The organism is Novosphingobium rhizosphaerae (genome assembly GCF_050920675.1).
In the GTDB taxonomy this organism is placed as follows: Bacteria; Pseudomonadota; Alphaproteobacteria; order Sphingomonadales; family Sphingomonadaceae; genus Novosphingobium; species Novosphingobium rhizosphaerae.
The window spans coordinates 2355368-2372760 of record NZ_CP137861.1; the positions used below are offsets into that span (position 1 = coordinate 2355368).

16 protein-coding genes are annotated in these 17393 nt (G+C 65.9%); 8 read left to right on the forward strand and 8 right to left on the reverse strand.

The window, feature by feature from the left end; all coding sequences use genetic code 11:
* Nucleotides 1-19: 19 nt before the first annotated feature.
* The 5 genes from plsX (at nucleotide 20) to R9J51_RS10780 (ending at nucleotide 3900) form a co-directional block, all read left to right on the forward strand.
* Entirely contained in the window at nucleotides 20-1102 is a 1083-nt protein-coding gene (plsX, locus tag R9J51_RS10760; protein WP_168554467.1) for a phosphate acyltransferase PlsX, read from the forward strand.
* Nucleotides 1099-2076 (forward strand): beta-ketoacyl-ACP synthase 3, encoded by a 978-nt coding sequence (locus tag R9J51_RS10765; RefSeq protein ID WP_169474021.1) that lies wholly within the window; start codon nucleotides 1099-1101, stop codon nucleotides 2074-2076. The genes plsX and R9J51_RS10765 overlap by 4 nt, the downstream gene beginning before the upstream one ends.
* A 204-nt stretch (nucleotides 2077-2280) precedes the next feature.
* Nucleotides 2281-2580, forward strand: a complete 300-nt coding sequence (locus R9J51_RS10770; RefSeq protein WP_168554469.1) for an integration host factor subunit alpha — start codon at nucleotides 2281-2283, stop codon at nucleotides 2578-2580.
* A 12-nt stretch (nucleotides 2581-2592) separates the two neighbouring features.
* Nucleotides 2593-3081: a MerR family transcriptional regulator gene (locus R9J51_RS10775; RefSeq protein WP_168554470.1), complete on the forward strand. Its 489-nt coding sequence runs from the start codon at nucleotides 2593-2595 to the stop codon at nucleotides 3079-3081.
* Nucleotides 3082-3342: 261 nt separating this feature from the next.
* Nucleotides 3343-3900 carry a fasciclin domain-containing protein gene (locus R9J51_RS10780; RefSeq protein WP_168554471.1) on the forward strand — a complete coding sequence of 186 codons (558 nt, stop codon included), beginning with the start codon at nucleotides 3343-3345 and terminating at the stop codon, nucleotides 3898-3900.
* Nucleotides 3901-3959: 59 nt separating this feature from the next.
* On the opposite strand, the gene R9J51_RS10785 is transcribed toward R9J51_RS10780, so the two are convergent.
* The 5 genes from R9J51_RS10785 to R9J51_RS10805 all read right to left on the reverse strand — a co-directional run bounded on the left by R9J51_RS10785 (nucleotide 3960) and on the right by R9J51_RS10805 (nucleotide 8999).
* Nucleotides 3960-4205 (reverse strand): hypothetical protein, encoded by a 246-nt coding sequence (locus R9J51_RS10785; protein WP_168554472.1) that lies wholly within the window; start codon nucleotides 4203-4205, stop codon nucleotides 3960-3962.
* On the reverse strand, nucleotides 4202-5647 hold the full coding sequence (locus R9J51_RS10790) for a radical SAM protein (protein WP_179504460.1): 1446 nt from the start codon (nucleotides 5645-5647) through the stop codon (nucleotides 4202-4204). The genes R9J51_RS10785 and R9J51_RS10790 overlap by 4 nt, the downstream gene beginning before the upstream one ends.
* Entirely contained in the window at nucleotides 5547-6332 is a 786-nt protein-coding gene (locus R9J51_RS10795) for a prolipoprotein diacylglyceryl transferase family protein (RefSeq protein ID WP_168554474.1), read from the reverse strand. The genes R9J51_RS10790 and R9J51_RS10795 overlap by 101 nt, the downstream gene beginning before the upstream one ends.
* Nucleotides 6333-6360: 28 nt before the next feature.
* Nucleotides 6361-7971 carry a lysine--tRNA ligase gene (locus R9J51_RS10800; protein WP_179504461.1) on the reverse strand — a complete coding sequence of 537 codons (1611 nt, stop codon included), beginning with the start codon at nucleotides 7969-7971 and terminating at the stop codon, nucleotides 6361-6363.
* Nucleotides 7972-8120: 149 nt separating this feature from the next.
* Nucleotides 8121-8999: a flagellin gene (locus tag R9J51_RS10805; protein ID WP_168554476.1), complete on the reverse strand. Its 879-nt coding sequence runs from the start codon at nucleotides 8997-8999 to the stop codon at nucleotides 8121-8123.
* A gap of 151 nt (nucleotides 9000-9150) precedes the next feature.
* Between R9J51_RS10805 and R9J51_RS10810 the strand changes: the two genes are divergently transcribed.
* Nucleotides 9151-11931, forward strand: a complete 2781-nt coding sequence (locus R9J51_RS10810; RefSeq protein ID WP_179504462.1) for an ATP-dependent DNA helicase — start codon at nucleotides 9151-9153, stop codon at nucleotides 11929-11931.
* Nucleotides 11928-12473 (forward strand): histidine phosphatase family protein, encoded by a 546-nt coding sequence (locus R9J51_RS10815; RefSeq protein ID WP_179504463.1) that lies wholly within the window; start codon nucleotides 11928-11930, stop codon nucleotides 12471-12473. Before R9J51_RS10810 ends, R9J51_RS10815 begins: the two co-directional genes overlap by 4 nt.
* Nucleotides 12474-13121: 648 nt before the next feature.
* Here R9J51_RS10815 and R9J51_RS10820 read toward each other — a convergent pair.
* Both R9J51_RS10820 and R9J51_RS10825 read right to left on the reverse strand, forming a co-directional pair.
* On the reverse strand, nucleotides 13122-14984 hold the full coding sequence (locus R9J51_RS10820; RefSeq protein ID WP_179504464.1) for a DUF885 domain-containing protein: 1863 nt from the start codon (nucleotides 14982-14984) through the stop codon (nucleotides 13122-13124).
* Nucleotides 14984-15649 carry a prolyl hydroxylase family protein gene (locus tag R9J51_RS10825; RefSeq protein WP_179504465.1) on the reverse strand — a complete coding sequence of 222 codons (666 nt, stop codon included), beginning with the start codon at nucleotides 15647-15649 and terminating at the stop codon, nucleotides 14984-14986. The genes R9J51_RS10820 and R9J51_RS10825 overlap by 1 nt, the downstream gene beginning before the upstream one ends.
* 314 nt (nucleotides 15650-15963) lie before the next feature.
* Between R9J51_RS10825 and R9J51_RS10830 the strand changes: the two genes are divergently transcribed.
* Nucleotides 15964-16323 (forward strand): winged helix DNA-binding protein, encoded by a 360-nt coding sequence (locus tag R9J51_RS10830; RefSeq protein ID WP_168554483.1) that lies wholly within the window; start codon nucleotides 15964-15966, stop codon nucleotides 16321-16323.
* A 94-nt stretch (nucleotides 16324-16417) separates the two neighbouring features.
* Here R9J51_RS10830 and R9J51_RS10835 read toward each other — a convergent pair whose 3' ends face one another.
* A complete protein-coding gene (locus R9J51_RS10835; RefSeq protein ID WP_169474030.1) occupies nucleotides 16418-17359 on the reverse strand; it encodes an RcnB family protein in 942 nt (313 codons plus the stop codon).
* Nucleotides 17360-17393 lie beyond the last annotated feature (34 nt).

The window sequence follows — 17393 nt, forward strand, 5'->3', positions numbered from 1 at the left end:
ACGGAGGGATGATCGGATCATGAGCTTGCCCAGAATCGCCGTCGATGCGATGGGCGGCGACGAAGGCGTGCGCGTGATGATCGAAGGCGCCGCGCTTGCGCGTCGGCGCCACGATCGCTTCAAGTTCCTGCTGGTCGGGGACGAGGCGAAGATCGTTCAGGCCCTTGACCATCATCCCAACCTTCGTGGCGCGTCGGAAATCCTCCACGCGCCCGAAGCCGTGGCCGGCGATGAACGGCCCACCCAGGCCCTGCGCCGCGCACGCACCACCTCGATGGGATTGGCCATCGACGCGGTGAAGCGGGGCGAGGCTGGCGCTGCCGTGAGCGGTGGCAACACCGGCGCGCTGATGGCCATGGCCAAGCTCGCCCTGCGCACGATGCCCGGCATCGACCGCCCGGCACTGGCCGCGCTGCTGCCCACGCTCGGCACGCACGATCTGGTGATGCTCGATCTGGGCGCGAACACCGATTGCGATGCACGCAACCTGTTTCAGTTCGCCCTGATGGGTGCGGCTTATGCGCGCATCGTCAACGGGCTCGACAGCCCGCGCGTGCGCCTGCTCAACATCGGCACCGAGGAAACCAAGGGCACCGACGACTTGCGCGATGCCGCCGCCCTGCTCAAGCAGGCTGCCGCCTCGCTCGCGCTGACGTTCGATGGCTTTACCGAATCCGACAAGCTGTCGCGCGGCGATTTCGACGTGGTGGTGACCGACGGATTTTCCGGCAACATCGCGCTCAAGGCGATGGAAGGGGCGGCGCGTTTCGTGGGCGACCTGCTGCGCCGCAGCTTTGCCTCGTCGCTGCGTTCCAAGATCGGCTTCCTGATCTCCAAGCCGGCGACCGAAACGCTCAAGCATCATCTTGATCCCAACAATCACAACGGGGCGGTTTTCCTAGGCCTCAACGGCGTGGTGGTGAAAAGCCACGGCAGTGCATCGGCCATGGGGGTGGCCAATGCCGTGGCCGTGACCGCGCGCCTGCTGGAAGAAAACCTGATCGAACGCATCGCCGCCGACGTGGCAGCGGTGGACCCGGACACGATTCGCCAGCCGGCCCGGCGCCGCGCGGCCAACACGGAAGGTGAAACCGCGCTGTGACTGTGCGCTCGGTTATTACCGGCAGCGGCTCTGCTCTGCCAAAACGCGTCGTTTCCAATGCCGAAATGGCGCAGATGGTGGATACCACCGACGAATGGATCGTCGAGCGCACCGGCATCCGCATGCGCCACATTGCCGGGGAGGGCGAAACCACGGCCACCCTCGCCACTCTGGCCGCCCGCCGCGCGATCGAAGCCGCCGGGATCGAGGCATCGAGCATCGACCTGATCGTGCTGGCCACGGCCACGCCCGACCAGACCTTTCCCGCCACCGCCACGATCGTGCAGGACAACCTGGGCTGCAACGGCGGCATGGCGTTCGACGTGGCGGCCGTGTGTTCGGGCTTCCTCTATGCGCTGGGCACGGCCGATTCGATGCTGCGCACCGGCATGGCCCGTCGCGCGCTGGTGATCGGCGCGGAAACGTTCAGCCGTATCCTCGATTGGGAAGATCGCACCACTTGCGTGCTGTTTGGCGATGGCGCGGGCGCCATGGTGCTGGAAGCGCGCGACGTGGACGATGCCGACCCGGCCGCGCCCGGCATCCTGGCCACGCGCCTGCATGCCGATGGCGCGCACAACCAGCTGCTTTACGTGGATGGCGGCGCATCGACCACCGGCACCGTAGGCAAGCTGCGGATGAAGGGGCGCGAAGTGTTCCGCCACGCGGTGACGAACCTGGCGTCGGTGCTGGAAGAAGTCTTGGTGGCCACCGGCCACGTTCCGGCCGATCTCGATTGGGTCGTGCCGCATCAGGCCAATTCCCGCATTCTCGATGCCACCGCGCGCAAGCTGGGGCTGCCGGCGGAAAAAGTGGTGGTGACGGTGGATCGCCATGCCAACACCAGCGCCGCTTCGGTGCCGCTGGCTTATGACACAGCGGTGCGCGATGGTCGCATCAAGCCGGGCAGCCTTGTCGTGTTCGAAGCGATGGGCGGCGGCTTTACCTGGGGTGCCTGTATCGCCCGCGTGTGATTCGCACACGAAAGCGATGCAGGAGGGATCGGTTCAGCGCGTGGGGATGCCTGAAACGATCCGAAACAGTCCGATTGGAACTGGATTTTTGCTGCGCGAAAAATCCATCAAGGTTTCAGCGGAATGGATGGCATTGCCTGTCCGGCAAAACGCGCTATTGTGTAGGACGGGAAGGGATTTTTTTACCGGGGGGTAAAATATACCATGCGTTCTGTAGGTACGCTGACACGGGCCGATCTGGCCGAAAGCATCAATCGTCGGGTTGGCCTCTCGCGGGCGGACTCCCTCGAAATGGTCGAGGCGATTTTGCAGCATATGAGTGGCGCGCTGGCCGATGGCCAGAACGTCAAGATTTCCGGTTTCGGCACGTTCCTGTTGCGGGACAAGGCCGAACGCATCGGGCGCAACCCCAAGACCGGGGTGGAAGTGCCGATCACGCCACGTCGCGTGCTCACCTTCCGGGCCAGCCAGATGCTGAAGGATCGCATCAGCGACGGTTCCTGATAGATTGGATGCATGACGGATAAGGGCCATCTCGTTTCTCCCGATGGTGTGATTGATGATGGCAAGGCACCCGATGCCTTGCGCACGATCGGAGAGGTGGCCCGGATCCTGGGCGTGAAACCGCACGTGCTGCGCTATTGGGAAGAACAGTTCCCGATGCTGCGTCCGCTGACGCGTGCCGGCAACCGGCGTTACTACCGGGCGCAGGATGTCGCCTTGGTGGCCACGATCGATCGCCTGCTCAACCGCGAAGGCTACACCATTCGCGGCGCCCGCCAGGCGCTGGAAAGTGGCTTGCGCCCCGATGCCGCGCCGCCGGGCCCCGTGCCCGCACCGTCCGCTGCGGTGACGCAAGCCGCGCCTGCGCCGCAGGCCGCGGCACATCCGGCTGTAGCGGGTGCACCCGCGCTGGAGACCGAACTGGTGGCCGCCATCGCGCGCCTGCGCGTTCATCTTGAGCGCATTCGCAGCGGCCTGGCCGTGGCGCTGGACGAAAGCTGATTTAGAGTGCGCTGACAAAAAAGCGGGAACCGGTTTTTGTCTACAAATCGCACGAGCTGGAGCACGATCACGTTTCCGTGAAACGCCATCGTGTTCCAGGCACGCCCCAAAGGGCAGGTTTTGTCTGCCTTATCGGCAAAAATCCTTTCTATGCAGTTTGTTGCCTTCCCGCTTGCCCTTGTGGGCACGGCGGCGCTGCGGAACCGCGCCGCACAGGCATGGTTTCACCCGCGGCAATTATGCCGCAGTGGAGAGTTTCCCATGCTGAAAGGCAAGTTCACCGCATCGATCGCCGCCCTCGGGCTGGCGCTGGTGATGACCCCGGCCGCGCAGGCCGCCGCGTCCAAGATGGTTGGCGGCGCCGCGATGGTCGGTACCAAGACCATCGTCGAAAATGCGTCCAAGTCTTCCGATCACACCACGCTGGTGGCTGCGGTCAAGGCCGCGGGCCTCGTCGACACGCTGAACGGCAAGGGTCCGTTCACGGTGTTCGCCCCCACCAACGAAGCCTTCGCCGCGCTGCCCGCCGGCACGGTGGACACCCTGCTCAAGCCCGAGAACAAGGCGCAGCTCACCCAGGTGCTGACCTATCACGTGGTGGCCGGCAAGGTTACCTCGGCCGATCTCGTCGCCAAGATCAAGGCCGGCGGCGGCAGCGCCAGCCTCACCACCGTGGAAGGCGAACCGCTGACCGCCAGCCTCGATGGCAGCAACGTGGTGCTGACCGATGCCAAGGGTGGCAAGGCCACCGTGACGATCGCCGACGTGCCGCAGTCGAACGGCGTGGTGCACGTGGTGAACGCAGTGCTGCTGCCGTAAGGCACGCCACCATGTGCTTGATCAGGCCCTCTTCCGCACAGCGCGGAAGGGGGCTTGCTTCATCGAAACGTGTCGCTTTCGTCGATCGGCGTTTTGCGCGCGATACGCTTGCCCAGAAAGAAGAAGCCGAGGCCGAACGCAAAGGGTATGCCGCCGAAGAGGGCGACCAGCAGCAAGAGGCCCGGCAGTGGTCCGAAATCGCCGCTGGTTCCCATCATGATCGTGAACCAGGCGGAGCAGAGCCCGCTCGCGCCGGCAATCAATAGCCCAACCGCCTGGAGGATGGCGCCGATCAACCGGGTCATGCCCGCTCTCCCGCCAGCGCGCGATGCCGTGCGACAACGCCGGCGCCCTCGGCCCCGCTGCGATAGAACGTGTTGTAGGTATCGAAGGGGATGATCTGCCCGGCTTCGGTCACGAAGTGAACGCAACTGCGCTTCACCGTTGCCAGATCGAAATTGTAGCGATCGAGGAATTGCAGGATCACGACGCGAAAGCTGTGCTCATAGCCCAGGTCTTGCGGCACCATCGCCTGGGGCAGGCAGCACAGCACGCCGGCCAGCTTGTCGCTGGTGTTGGCCTGCGTGGTGGCCAGCGAGAGCAGATCGAGCAGCCCGGCGCGCAATTGCGGATAGGCTTCATAGCTGATCGTGTTCGGCCCGGCGAGAATCACCTCGCGCGGGAGGAGGCGGGTGATCGGCGTGACATCCGCGCCCTGGCGCAGGCCATAGCCGATGGAAATCTGGTCCGGGTTGCAGGGCAGGGGAATCATGTCTTGCGTATCGAACACGCCAGACTTGCCCACTTCGCGCCGGATCTGCGTGAGCAGCACACGGTTTTCCGCCGGATCGAAACCTTGGTTGCGCCCGGCATCCTGCACCGGCTGGAACGTGACGCCGCGCACGCAGCGCCAGGTCAGCGCGTGCTGGATGATCGGCGCAACCTGATCGTCGTTCACCCCGCGCTTCACCACGCAGACCAGCGTGGTCGCAAGGTTCACCGCCTCCAGCGCAGCCAGCGCCTGCTGTCGGATGCGCGCCAGCCGGGCGCCGCGCAGGTTGACCAGGGCATCATCGTCCAGCGCGTCGAACTGAAGATAGACTTCCAGCGCGGGGGCATAGCTGGCCAGCCGCGCCACGAAGGCGGCATCCTGGGCAATGCGCAGGCCATTGGTGTTGATCATCACGTGGCGGATCGGGCGGGCTTTCACCGCATCGAGAATGGCGAAGAAATCGGGGTGGAGCGTCGGCTCCCCGCCGGAAATCTGCACCAGGTCCGGCTCGCCCTCGCTGGCCACCAGCGCGTCGAGCATGCGCTCGATCTCTGCCAGGGGGCGATGGCTGCCGTGGGCATCGGCCGCATCGGCAAAGCATACCGGGCAGGCGAGGTTGCAGGCGCTGTTGACCTCGATGATGGCCAGGCACGAATGTTGTTCGTGATCGGGGCACAGCCCGCAATCGAACGGGCAGCCGGCCTCGGTTCGGGTCTGCGCGGTGAGTGGGCGATCGCCCGGTTTCAGCCACAGCTTTTGTGCGCGCCAATAGTCCAGATCGTCGCTGATCAGGGTTTTCTGGACGCCGTGGTCGCGGCAGCGTTTGAGGTAGTAGACCCGCTCGCCTTCGATGATGACTTTGGCGGGAACGGGTTCAAGGCAGGTTTCGCACAGGCTCGTCGTCTGGCTGTGAAACACATAAGGCGCCACCTTGCGCACCGCGTCTTGCGTCGTTTCGCCAATACACGATGCCATAGACGACCAGTCCCCCGCAGATCAGGTGGAACAGGTTAAACGGGCCGACAAGATTTGGATAGGGCTTGAAAAATTCCCACACGAAGCGCTGCGCGCCATACCAGATGGCAAAGGCGTGGAACGCGTGGTGCCGCGCCCAGCCTGCGCCGCGCCGCCGCGCCACGACGAAAACGGCGATGAACAGCGCCATGGCCGCGCTTTCGTAAAGCTGCACCGGATGCCTGCCCGTGCCATCGCCCAGGTCCACCGCCCAGGGCAGCGCGGTGGGGGTGCCATAGGTGAGATCGGGCAGCCCGGCAAACAGGCAGCCCAGGCGGCCGACCATGATGCCCGTGGCCATCGGCAGCACGAACGATCCGCCGGTGGAGCCGCGCACGCCGTGTCGCCATTTCCACAGTTCCACCGCCGCGATGCCCCCGGCCAGCGCGCCGGCGACACTGTGCGAGGGTGCCCAATGCAGCGGCAAGGCGGTCAGGCGCAGGGTATTGAGCGTGCCGGCCAGCCAGGCGCCGATCAAGGCGCCCACGGCCAGCCAGCGATAATAGCCCGGCGCCGTCAACCGCAGCAGGGTTTGCGTGCCCTGGGGCCAGGCGCGGTGCTGGCGCCAGGCAACCAGGCTGGCGCTCGCCCAGGCGGCCAGATCGAACGCGATATGGGCAAAGGGCGCCGTGGGCAGGTGGATCATGCCGGGCGCCCCGTGCTTGCGCGGGGCCTCAGCCTTCCAGCGCCTCGGCAATCAGCTTGCGCGTGTTGCCAACGCCATAGAGCGCGATGAAGCTGCCCATGCGCGGGCCTTGGGGCGAACCCAGCAGGGTTTCATAGAGCGCCTTGAACCAGTCACGCAGGGTTTCGAACCCATAGTGCGGGTCCTTGCCGATTTCATAGACGATGTTCTGCAGCTCTTCTGCGGTGGCATCGTCGCTGGTGGCAGCCAGTTCCTCGTCCAGCGCGGCGAGCGCGGCGGCTTCGCCGGCCTCGGGCTTGCGCCGCACCAGCGTGGGGGCGATGAAATCGCGGTTGTAGGCCAGCGCGCGGGTGACCAGGGCATCGAGCGCGGGGTGCGCGGCAGGGTCTGCATTCTCGACATAGTTGGCCAGGTACGACCAGACCTGCTCGCGCGTGGCATGGGCGCCCAGCACGCCGACAAGGTTGAGCAGCAGGCCATACGTGACGGGCAGCTTGTCGCCCGCGCCGACTTGTTCGCCATTGGTGCGCAGCAGGTGCCACACCGGGTTGCCCAGCTGCTGCTCGATCGGCTGGGTCGCCAGCTTTTCGCGGAACTGCCAGTATTCGTCCACCGCGCGGGGGATCACGCCGACATGCAGCGACTTGGCGCTCTTGGGTTCGCGGAACAGATAAAAGCTGAGGCTTTCCTCGCTGCCATAGTCCAGCCACTGTTCGATGGTCAGGCCATTGCCCTTTGACTTGGAGATCTTCTCGCCCTTTTCGTCGAGGAAAAGCTCGTAGATCAGGCCTTCGGGACGGCGCCCGCCGAGCACCTGGGCGATGCGGCCCGACTGGGTCACGCTGTCGGTCAGGTCCTTGCCGCACATCTCGTAATCGACGCCCAGCGCCACCCAGCGCATCGCCCAGTCGACCTTCCATTGCAGCTTGGACTTGCCGCCCAGCACCGATTGTTCGACCACCGCGCCATCGGCGTCGGTAAAGCGGATCGTGCCGGCCTCGGCATCGACCACTTCGATCGGCACTTGCAGCACCTGGCCATTGCTGGGCGAGATCGGCAGGACCGGCGAATAGGTCTTGCGGCGTTCCTCGCGCAGGGTGGGCAGCATGATGCCCATGATCGCGTCGAAATGGCGCAGCACGTTCTTGAGCGCTTCATCGAACGCGCCGGAATTGTAGCGATCGGCGCCAGAGACGAATTCATAGTCGAAGCCGAAGCGATCGAGGAATTCGCGCAGCATGGCGTTGTTGTGGTGGGCAAAGCTTTCGAACTTGCCGAACGGATCGGGAATGCGGCTCAGCGGCTCCTGCAGGTGGGCGGTGAGCAGGTCCTTGTTGGGCACGTTGTCGGGCACCTTGCGCAGCCCGTCCATGTCGTCGGAAAAGGCGACGAGGCGCGTGGGGTGCCCGCCGGTCAGCGTTTCATAGGCGCGGCGCACCAGCGTGGTGCGCAAGACTTCCTGGAACGTGCCGATATGCGGCAGGCCCGAGGGGCCGTAGCCGGTTTCGAACAGCACCGGCACCAGATTGCCGTCTGCGTCCTTTTTGCCGCCGGGATAGCGCTTGACCAGCTTGCGCGCTTCCTCGAACGGCCAGGACTTCGACACTTGGGCGGCGGTGGTGAGTTCGGTTTGGGTCATGGTTCCCGCCCTTTCGCGCTTGGCGGGCGGGAAGGCAAGGCATTTGGGCGCGTGCTCTGTTTGGCCGACGCGAAAATGCGACACAGCCCGAGGGAGGACTGTGCCGCATTTCCGTGGAGGCTCCAGAAGCGAGGTGTGGATGGGGGTTCTTACTTCAGGAGCGTCAGGACATTCTGCTGGTTCTGGTTCGCCTGCGAGATCATCGCAGTCGACGCCTGGGCCAGGATCTGCGCCTTAGCCATGGCGGTGGTTTCAGCAGAATAATCGGTATCCAGAATGCGGCTGCGCGCATCGGAAAGGTTGGTGACATTGTCGGTCAGGTTGTTGACCACCGACTGCAAGCGGTTCTGGCCGGCGCCAAATTCGGCGCGGACGGCGTTGACCTGGATGAGCGCGGAATCCACGTTGTCCATGGTGGTCGCGGCAACGGTGGCGTCGGACACGTCCAGCGCCTGTGTTGCGGTGGCATCATAGGCAGACAAGCCCGAGCCGAACAGGACCTGCCCGTCGAACGCGACCGAGCGCAGGGTGACGACGTTGTTGGTGTCGGCACCGGCCTGGATGTCGAGCGTGAGGTCGTCGCTGCCGTCGGCGGCGGGCGTGCTGGTCATCACCTTGAACATGTTGTTGCCATTGAACAGCGAGTTGTTCAGCACGTCGGAAATCTGCGCGGTCAGGTTGCTCACTTCCGACTGCATCGCGGTGCGGTCGGAGTCCTGATAGGTGGCCGACTTGGCCTGCACGGCCAGTTCGCGAATGCGCTGAAGCATGTTGGTCACTTCGTTCAGCGCGCCGTCTGCGGTCTGCGCCATCGAGATGCCGTCGTTGGCGTTGCGCACCCCCTGCTGCATGCCCTGGATCTGCGAGGTCATGGTGGTGGTGATGGCGAGGCCCGCCGCGTCGTCCTTCGAGCTGTTGATGCGCTTGCCGGTCGACAGGCGCTGCATGGCGACGCCGGCTTGGGCCGACGCGGTGATCGAAGCATTGGCGGCACGGATCGCCGCAATATTGGTGTTGATGACTGCCATTTTCCCATTCTCCACTATGGGTTGAGTGACGATCCGGCGGTTCCCATCCGGCTCGGGAGCAAAGACGGCGCGGGGCGGGAATGTTTAAGTGCAACGTGGGTGACCTTGCGCGATCTTGCCCCGCGTTCCATTTTCGTTCACAGGGTGGAAGATGGCCGATCCTGCTGTTCCAGACCCGGGCAATCCTGCCCCGCCGGCGCTTGACCTGCCCGCCATTCACGCCAGCCACGGCGGTTGCTGGCTGCGCGGGGTGGACCTGTTCCCGTCCACCCGCACGGTCGGCAAGGGCGAGGCGATCGTGGCGGCAGCCGATACGCCGCTGCTCATGCTCAATGCGCCGCTGGTGGCCAACCGGCTGGGCTATCCCGATCTCTCCGGCCTCGATCTGCTCGAACTCTATGCCTTCATCCACCCGGCGCGGTTCGTGGTGCCCACCCCCAAGGGGCTGGCCAACGCGCTTGGCCTGCCGCAGCCGGCGGGCGACGCCGATGTGCCACTACTGCTGCAACAGGCGGCCGAGGCGCTGCTGGCCACCACCGCCGCGCCCGATTGGGCGGAGCGGGAAGGGGCATGGAGCGCGCTGCAATCCATGATCAAGCTGCGCTGGCCCTGGTCCACGCTGCTGAGCGGGCGCATTGCCCGGCCCGAACGCGCCGAACGCTGGCTGTTTTCGCGCCTGCCCGAATGGGACGAGGCGGGCGAGCGGCCGCAGCCGGCGCAAGTCACGCTTGATTCGCAGGCGGTGGAAGCGCGCCTGGCCAATCTGACCGGAGCGGGCGCGGAAGACCGGCCGGGCCAGCGCGCCTTTGCCACCCAGGCCGCGCAGATGTTTGCCCCGCGCCGCGGCGCGCGCCAGCCGCACGTGGTGCTGGCCCAGGCGGGCACGGGCACGGGCAAGACGCTGGGCTATCTGGCGCCGGCTTCGCTGTGGACAGAGCGTTCGGGCGGCACGGTCTGGGTTTCCACTTATACCAAGGCGCTGCAACGCCAGCTCCGCCGCGAAAGCCGGCGGGCCTTTGCCCAGCCTGCACCGGGCAGCAAGGCGGCCGCGCCGGTGGTGGTGCGCAAGGGGCGCGAGAATTACCTGTGCCTGCTCAACCTGGAAGACGCGTTGCAGGGCGGGTTTACCGGGCGCCCGGCGATCCTGGCACACCTGGTGGCGCGCTGGGCGGCCTATAGCCAGGATGGCGACATGATCGGCGGCGACCTGCCGGGCTGGCTGGGCACGCTGTTCCGCAAGCGCGGGATCGCGGCGCTGACCGACCAGCGCGGCGAATGCGTCTATGCCGGCTGCCCGCACTATCGCAAATGCTTCATCGAACGCGCGGCGCGCGCCAGCGCCGAGGCCGAACTGGTGATCGCCAACCATGCGCTGGTCATGGTCAATGCCGCGCGCGGGCGCGATGCGGCACAGCGGCCCACGCGCATCGTGTTCGACGAAGGGCACCATGTGTTCGATGCCGCCGACAGCACATTCGGCGCGGCGCTGACGGGCGCCGAAACGATCGAGTTGCGCCGCTGGGTGATCGGCCCCGAAGGCAAGTCACGCGGGCGGCGGCGCGGCCTGTCGGCGCGGCTGGCAGACGTGGCCAGCTATGACGAGGACGGCGCCATCGCGATCACCCAGGCGCGCGAGGCGGCCGAACTGCTGCCGGCCGATGGCTGGCTGGCGCGCATTGGCGATGGTGCGCCCGATGGGCCGGTGGAGCGGCTGCTCGCCGCGGTGCGGGCGACCGTGCTGGCGCGCGACGAAAGCGGCGGCACCGAGGCAGGCTATGGCCTTGAGACCGAGGCTGCGCAACTGGACGGCCCGCTGTTGGAAGCCGCCGCTGCCGCTCTCGAAGCGCTGGAAGACTTGCGCCAGCCGCTGTTGCGCCTGTCCTTGCGGCTGGAAGCGATCGTGGAAGAAGGGCCGGACTGGCTCGACGGGCAGGCCCGCGCGCGGATCGAAGGCGCCCGCAGTGCGATCCAGTGGCGCACCGATCTGCTGGCCGGATGGATTGCCCTGCTCGGGCGGCTGGGGGGCCCGACCGATCCCGATTATGTCGATTGGCTCGCGCTGGACCGGTCGGACGGGCGCGAATGGGACATGGGGCTGCACCGCCACCACCTCGACCCGATGAAGCCCTTTGCCGAAGTGGTGCTGGCGCCCGCGCACGGCGTGCTGATGACGTCGGCGACGCTGACCGATGGCGGGGATTGGAGTGGCGCGATTACCCGCAGCGGCGCGCCGCGCATCGACGTGCAGCCGCAACTCTTTGCCGCCAAGAGCCCGTTCGACTATCCCCGGCAGGCCGAAGTGCTGATCGTCACCGACGTGCCCAAGGGCGACATCGCCGCGCTCGCCGGCGCCTATGCCCGCCTGATCGAGGCGAGCGGGGGCGGCGTGCTCGGGCTGTTCACCGCGATCCGCCGGTTGCGCGCTGTGCATGGCCGCATTGCCGACCGCCTGGCGCGCGGCGGGCTGCCGCTCTATGCCCAGCATGTCGATCCGATCGACACCGGCACGCTGGTGGACATCTTCCGCGACGATCCGCGCGCCTCGCTGCTCGGCACCGATGCCCTGCGTGACGGGGTGGACGTGCCCGGCCAGTCGCTGCGCCTGGTGGTGATGGAGCAAGTGCCCTGGCCCAAGCCCTCGATCCTCCACCGCGCCCGGCGCCTGGCTGCCCCGCGCGAGGAAGGCGGCGCGCAAGGGCACGATGATCGCATTATCCGCGCGCGGCTGGCGCAGGCCTTTGGCCGGCTGATCCGCTCGGCCGACGATCGCGGCCATTTCGTCGTGCTGTCGTCTGCGTTCCCATCCCGCCTGCTGTCGGCCTTCCCCGAAGGCACGCCGGTCCGCCGGGTAAGTTTGGAGCAGGCTTTACAATCCATCGCCGGGCGTGTTGATGAACGCGTGTTGGCAGCCAAAGACGAGAACGTGCCGTGAAGACGCTTGCCCTGTTCCGCCATGCCAAATCGGATTGGAGCGATGCCCGCGCCCGCGATTTCGATCGGCCCTTGAACGAACGCGGCCAGCGCGGCGCAGTGGCGATGGGCGAGCACGTGCGCGACAGCGGCCGCCGCTTCGACCGCGTGATCGCCTCACCAGCCGTGCGCGTGGCCGAAACCATCGAATGGGCGAGCAAGGCCTGGAACCGCGTGTTCCCGGTGGAATGGGACCGGCGCATCTACCTCGCCAGTTCGGCCACGCTGATGGACTTGCTGCGCGAATTGCCCGGCGATCCCGGCAGCGTGCTGATGATCGGCCACAATCCGGGCCTGGAAGACCTGATCTTCGACCTCGTGCCCGACGACGGCACCAGCCCCTTGCGCGACGTGGTGGAAGCCAAGTTCCCCACCGCCACTTTCGCCGTGCTGGAACTGGACGTGGCGCGCTGGGCCGACGTGGACGCAGGCTGCGCCCGACTGGTGGCGCTGACAAGGCCGCGCGACCTCGATCCCGCGCTGGGGCCGCAGTTGTTGGGGTGAGGGTTGGGGGTGTCCTAGCGTCGAATTTCGGCCAGTTGCGGACATTGATACTGGTGGCCATTCTCAGCCGACTTCATCAGGGGCTATCCAAATGGGCACTGATCTAAAAAACTCCATATGTCTTTGGCTTAACGGTATCGGCCTAGCGACCCTCTTTTGGGCTGCGATCCATTTTGACCCTCTAGGCGGGTTATCAAAGACATGGATCAGATCGGCTGGCGGCATATTGGGCCTTTTCAACCTTGGCCGGTTGTTTTGGGGCCTGTGGCAACGGCGCGCAGCAAATCCTAATAATCCAAATAAACGGAATTCGCACAAAGGCAGCTAACCACCAATCGCGTTCATTCCAGCAGGCTCCGCGAAGGGGCGTTTTATGTGAACTTGGCGCGCTCCATTGAGACATCGGCTCTATTTCCGAAAATCCCGCACGAAGGCACGAAGAGAGGGGCCTTCTTCGTGGCTTCGTGGCTTCGTGTGAAATCATTCTGGAAACCACGCGCGTTCGGTTCGGGCATGGCGTTAAGGGATGAAGCTGGACCCCGGATCAAGTCCGGGGTGACGAAGAGTTTGATGTAGTTTAAATACTTAGCGTCTAATATTAAACGTCACCCCGGACTTGATCCGGGGTCCAGCTTTCTTTTGGCGCAACTACCGGGCCGCCTGTGCCGCGATCCAGTCTCGCACTTTGCTTTCCAGCACGGGCAGCGGAAGCGCGCCGCTGCCCAGGACTTGGGCGTGGAACGCGCGCAAGTCGAACCGCGACCCCAGCCGCGCCTCCGCCTCGGCGCGCAACCGCTGGATGGTCAGGGCGCCGATCTTGTAGGCCACGGCCTGGCCGGGATCGGCGATATAGCGATCCACTTCCGCCTGGGCGTCACTGCGGCCCATGCCGGAGTTGGTCAGCATGTAGTCCAGCGCCTGTTGCCGGCTCCAGCCTTGGCTGTGCAGCCCGGTATCGACGACCAGGCGCATGGCGCGCAGCATCTCGTCGTCCAGCGTGCCCCAGTGCTGCATCGGATCGTCGAAGAGCCCCATGGGATAGCCCAACGTTTCGGCATAGAGCGCCCAGCCTTCGACATAGGCGGTGTTGCCGCCATAGCGCTGGAAATCGGGCAGGTTCGGATTCTCCTGCGCCAGGCTGATCTGGAAATGGTGGCCCGGTGCGCCTTCGTGCAGATAGAGCGTGGCAATGCCGGTCAGGAACCGGCTCTTGAGATCGAACGTGTTGTAATAGAACACGCCCGGCCGGGTGCCGTCGGCGCTGCCGGGGCTATAGCTGCCGCCCGCCTCGAACCGCGCGCGATAGGCGGGGTGCGGCAGGATCAGCAGCGGCGTGCGTGGCATGGTCACGAAAAAGCGCGGCGCCTGTGCCGCCACCACCTGGGCTACACGCCGATAGCCTTGCGCCAGATCTTCGGCCTTGCGCGGATGATAGCGTGGGTCGACACGGATCGCATCGAAGAACGCACGCAGCGGCCCGGCAAAGCCCAACTGCCGTTTCACCGTATCCATCTCGGCCTGGATGCGCGCCACTTCGGCCAGGCCCAGGGCATGAACCTGCGCAGGATCGAGATCGAGCGTGGTGTGATGGTGCAGCAGGGCGCGATAGAGTGTCGCGCCGCCGGGCAGGGCGGCCAGGCCCACGCTCTCGCGCGTTGCGGGCAGATATTCGTCGGCCAGGAACGCGCGCAGGGTGCGATAGGCTGGATAGACTGCTTCGACCGTGGCGGCGCGATATTCGGCGCGCAGGCGCGTGCGGGCGAGCACGGCGGTCTTGCCCCCGCCTTTGCCGCTTTCGGCCAAGCCCAGCGGCTGTTGCGCCGGGCTCATGAACAGGGAGTGTTCGGGCGGGCGGGCCAGCAGTGCGTCGATCTGCCCGATCAGCGTTTCGACCACGGCACGGGGGCTGGTTACCCCGCGCGCCAGGCCTTCGCGATAGCGCGCGATCGCGGCGGCAAAGACCTGGGGCAGCGCGCGGTCGCGCGCCAGGTTGGCGGCGTGATCGGCTGCGGTTTCCAGCGAGGCCGGCCCGCCGGCAGAAGCCAGGCCGGGATATTCCACCTGCAACCCGCCCACCGGGTTGAGCGGCATCATCGCCAGCATATCGGCCACCTCGGGCGAGAGCATGGCCTGTTCATCGTCGAGCACCGCGGCATAGGCCCGGGCCGAGATGCGGTGCGGGGCATCGAGCGTGGCCAGGTCGATCCGCGCCAGGGCATCGCGCGCGGCCGCGTTGCGCGCGCGCTGCATCGTGGTGAGCGCCGGATCGAACACCATGCGAAAGCTGCTGGCGGCAAGCGGTTCGCCCCGTTCGAGCGTATCGAGCGGGTCAAGCGCACGGCGGGCTGCGTCGTCCTGCGCCAGCAGCGCATCGAGCGCGGCATTGGGCGAAACGGTGGTGGAAGCCGGCGCCGAAGCCGGAGCGGGCTGGGTGATCTGGGCCTTGGCCCCAACCGGAGCGCCGACCAGCGCAAGCAGCAACAGGGCATGAAGCGGCCGCGTCGCGGGCATCAATTCCACGGGCGCGACCGATACCACTTGGTCAGCACGTATTTCACGCCCCGGATAACCGGCGTGCCGGCATGGAGGCTCTTGGCATTGGGGCGGCCATCGGGTGACATGTTGTTCCAGATCAGCAGGGCACCCTGCTGGGGCGGGATCGACAGGTTCACTTTGGGAAAGTCGGTCGAGCCGCCTTCCTCCACCGCGTTGAGATAGGCCATTGCCGTCCAACTGCGCTGGCCGCCGTTGCGCATTTCCTCCGCCCACATCGGGTCAGACGGGCGGAAATGATCGAAGTGCGCCTTGAATTCCTGGCCCGGCGTATAGCGTTGGCCCTGGATGGTTTCGCCATAGGCGGGGTCGAGGCCGATCAGGTCGTCGATCCGGCGCTGCAACATGCGAATGAACGGATCGTGCGGATTGACGTCGCCGCTATAGCTCGTGCGGCCACCATCGTTGCTGTACGTATCCGACGGCCGCGCCACGGAATCGACAACCCCGATCAGGCGCTCGCATTCGGCGCGGGTGAAGAATTCGCCCACGGCATAGATCTCGAAATCTTCGACGGGAATGCGGTAGGCGGCCGGATCTCCATCGAGTCGCGCGCGGACCTGGCTACCGATGCGCTTGAGGTCGGCCATGTCGGGATGACGGTCGGAACGGAACAAAACCATGATCGGATCGTCATGACGCAAGGGCGCGATGGCGGCAAGCCGGCTTGGCCGAATGCCAGGAAAACCCGGTGGAATTCGAGTTCACCAAGTTTTGGTCCGATGTGGACCGAAATCGTTGATAATTCATGCGAAATATTGTCGATAGTGGGTTATTGCAAGATGTAGTTAACCTGAAGCTGTCCTGCGGTTGGGGCCTGGGGGGCCCAACAGAAGGCCTCGCGAAACCAACGGTGTCAACTGTGCCGCACATGTCATTCGCGCCTGCACTCCCCTTAGACAGTAAAGCCATTCCTGATCTGGGAGGTCGCGTTCCTTTGGATGCCCTAGTCGATGTCGAGGCGGAGGCCTTTCGCGTTGCCAAGGCGCTTTATGCGCTCCGCCGTCGCCGCGACGGGGCTACGCCGGTTAAAGGCCTGTTTGGAGAGCCGGCCTGGGACATTCTGCTCGACTTGTTCATCGCCTACAAAAGCGGGACGGAACTGCAGGTTTCGAGCGTGTGCGTGGAAGCGGGCGTGCCCTCGACCACGATCCTGCGCTGGATCGCCCGGCTTGAGCGCGAGGGCTTGCTCTATCGCCAGGCCGATACCGGCGACTTGCGCCGTCGCTATGTCAGGCTGACGAACGACGGGCTGACCATGATGCGCAATATCCTCACGGCCATCGGCACGATCTGACCAACACGAAAACGGCGCATGGCCTTTGCATGGCCACGCGCCGCTTGCCAGGTCAACAGGGCCAACCCACCGGGCTGGCCCCGCCTTAACCATCTTACCAGAAGAAATCGTAGATCACGTCCACGACCTGGCCGGTATAGGTATCGATCAGGACCACGTCGTCATAATAGCGCACCCAGCGATAGGGCGGGTAGGCGGGCGGCAGGCGATAGGCCCACGGATCGGTGATCCAGTACTGCTGCGAGAAGAACGGCGCACCCAGATAGATACCGATATTCAAGCGGTTGTAGCGATAGTTCGGCAGCGGGGCGAAATAGCGCGGGCCGCGGAACAAGTCGCGGTGGCCATTGCGCCAACCCTGCCAGTCATACCGGCGATCCTGGCGCCAGTCGCCCCGCCACGGGCTGCGATCGTTGTTCCAACCCGGACGACCCGGTCCGCGATCGTTGTTCCAGCCGGGACGGCCAGGGCCACGGTCGTTGTTCCAACCAGGGCGACCCGGCCCGCGATTGTCATTCCAGCCGGGGCGATCCGGGCCGCGATTGTCGTTCCAGCCGGGACGGCCGGGACCGCGATCGCCACCCTGCCAGCCGGGCTGCGGCACGGGGCGGGTTGACGGGTTGCCGCCGCCGGGACGATCGCCGCCGGGCCGGTCGCCACCTGGACGCCCGTTGCCGTTGTTCCACGAAGGCTGCGGCGCCTGGCCCGGTTGGGGCACGGCATGGCCGCCGCGCCAGCCGCCGGGCTGGTTCTGATAACCGCCGCCAAAGCCGCCCTGCGGACCGCGGGGAGGCTGCGCCTGGGGTGGCGCCTGGGGTGCGGGGCGTGCCTGTTCGCCGCGCGGGGCGCCGCCACCGCCGCCGGGGAAGCCCCCGCCGCGGTTGCCGCCGCCACGATTTTCACCACCACCGCGGTTTTCACCGCCGCGATGCTCGCCGCGTTCCTGGGCAAAGGCCGTGGCCGGAATGGCCGCGGCCAGAGTGGCGACGGCCAGGGCCGCGCCGATCTTCGATTTCCACTTGCTGCTGGCGGCCATGGCCGTCTCCCTTGGTTCACCTACTCGAAACGTC

Bases quoted from the DNA above. Each gene is read 5' to 3' on its own strand.
- plsX (WP_168554467.1), top strand. From the start codon at position 20: ATGAGCTTGCCCAGAATCGCCGTCGATGCGATGGGCGGCGACGAAGGC.
- R9J51_RS10770 (WP_168554469.1), top strand. From the start codon at position 2,281: ATGCGTTCTGTAGGTACGCTGACACGGGCCGATCTGGCCGAAAGCATC.
- R9J51_RS10775 (WP_168554470.1), top strand. From the start codon at position 2,593: ATGACGGATAAGGGCCATCTCGTTTCTCCCGATGGTGTGATTGATGAT.
- R9J51_RS10780 (WP_168554471.1), top strand. From the start codon at position 3,343: ATGCTGAAAGGCAAGTTCACCGCATCGATCGCCGCCCTCGGGCTGGCG.
- R9J51_RS10785 (WP_168554472.1), bottom strand. From the start codon at position 4,205: ATGACCCGGTTGATCGGCGCCATCCTCCAGGCGGTTGGGCTATTGATT.
- R9J51_RS10790 (WP_179504460.1), bottom strand. From the start codon at position 5,647: ATGGCATCGTGTATTGGCGAAACGACGCAAGACGCGGTGCGCAAGGTG.
- R9J51_RS10795 (WP_168554474.1), bottom strand. From the start codon at position 6,332: ATGATCCACCTGCCCACGGCGCCCTTTGCCCATATCGCGTTCGATCTG.
- R9J51_RS10800 (WP_179504461.1), bottom strand. From the start codon at position 7,971: ATGACCCAAACCGAACTCACCACCGCCGCCCAAGTGTCGAAGTCCTGG.
- R9J51_RS10805 (WP_168554476.1), bottom strand. From the start codon at position 8,999: ATGGCAGTCATCAACACCAATATTGCGGCGATCCGTGCCGCCAATGCT.
- R9J51_RS10810 (WP_179504462.1), top strand. From the start codon at position 9,151: ATGGCCGATCCTGCTGTTCCAGACCCGGGCAATCCTGCCCCGCCGGCG.
- R9J51_RS10820 (WP_179504464.1), bottom strand. From the start codon at position 14,984: ATGCCCGCGACGCGGCCGCTTCATGCCCTGTTGCTGCTTGCGCTGGTC.
- R9J51_RS10825 (WP_179504465.1), bottom strand. From the start codon at position 15,649: ATGGTTTTGTTCCGTTCCGACCGTCATCCCGACATGGCCGACCTCAAG.
- R9J51_RS10835 (WP_169474030.1), bottom strand. From the start codon at position 17,359: ATGGCCGCCAGCAGCAAGTGGAAATCGAAGATCGGCGCGGCCCTGGCC.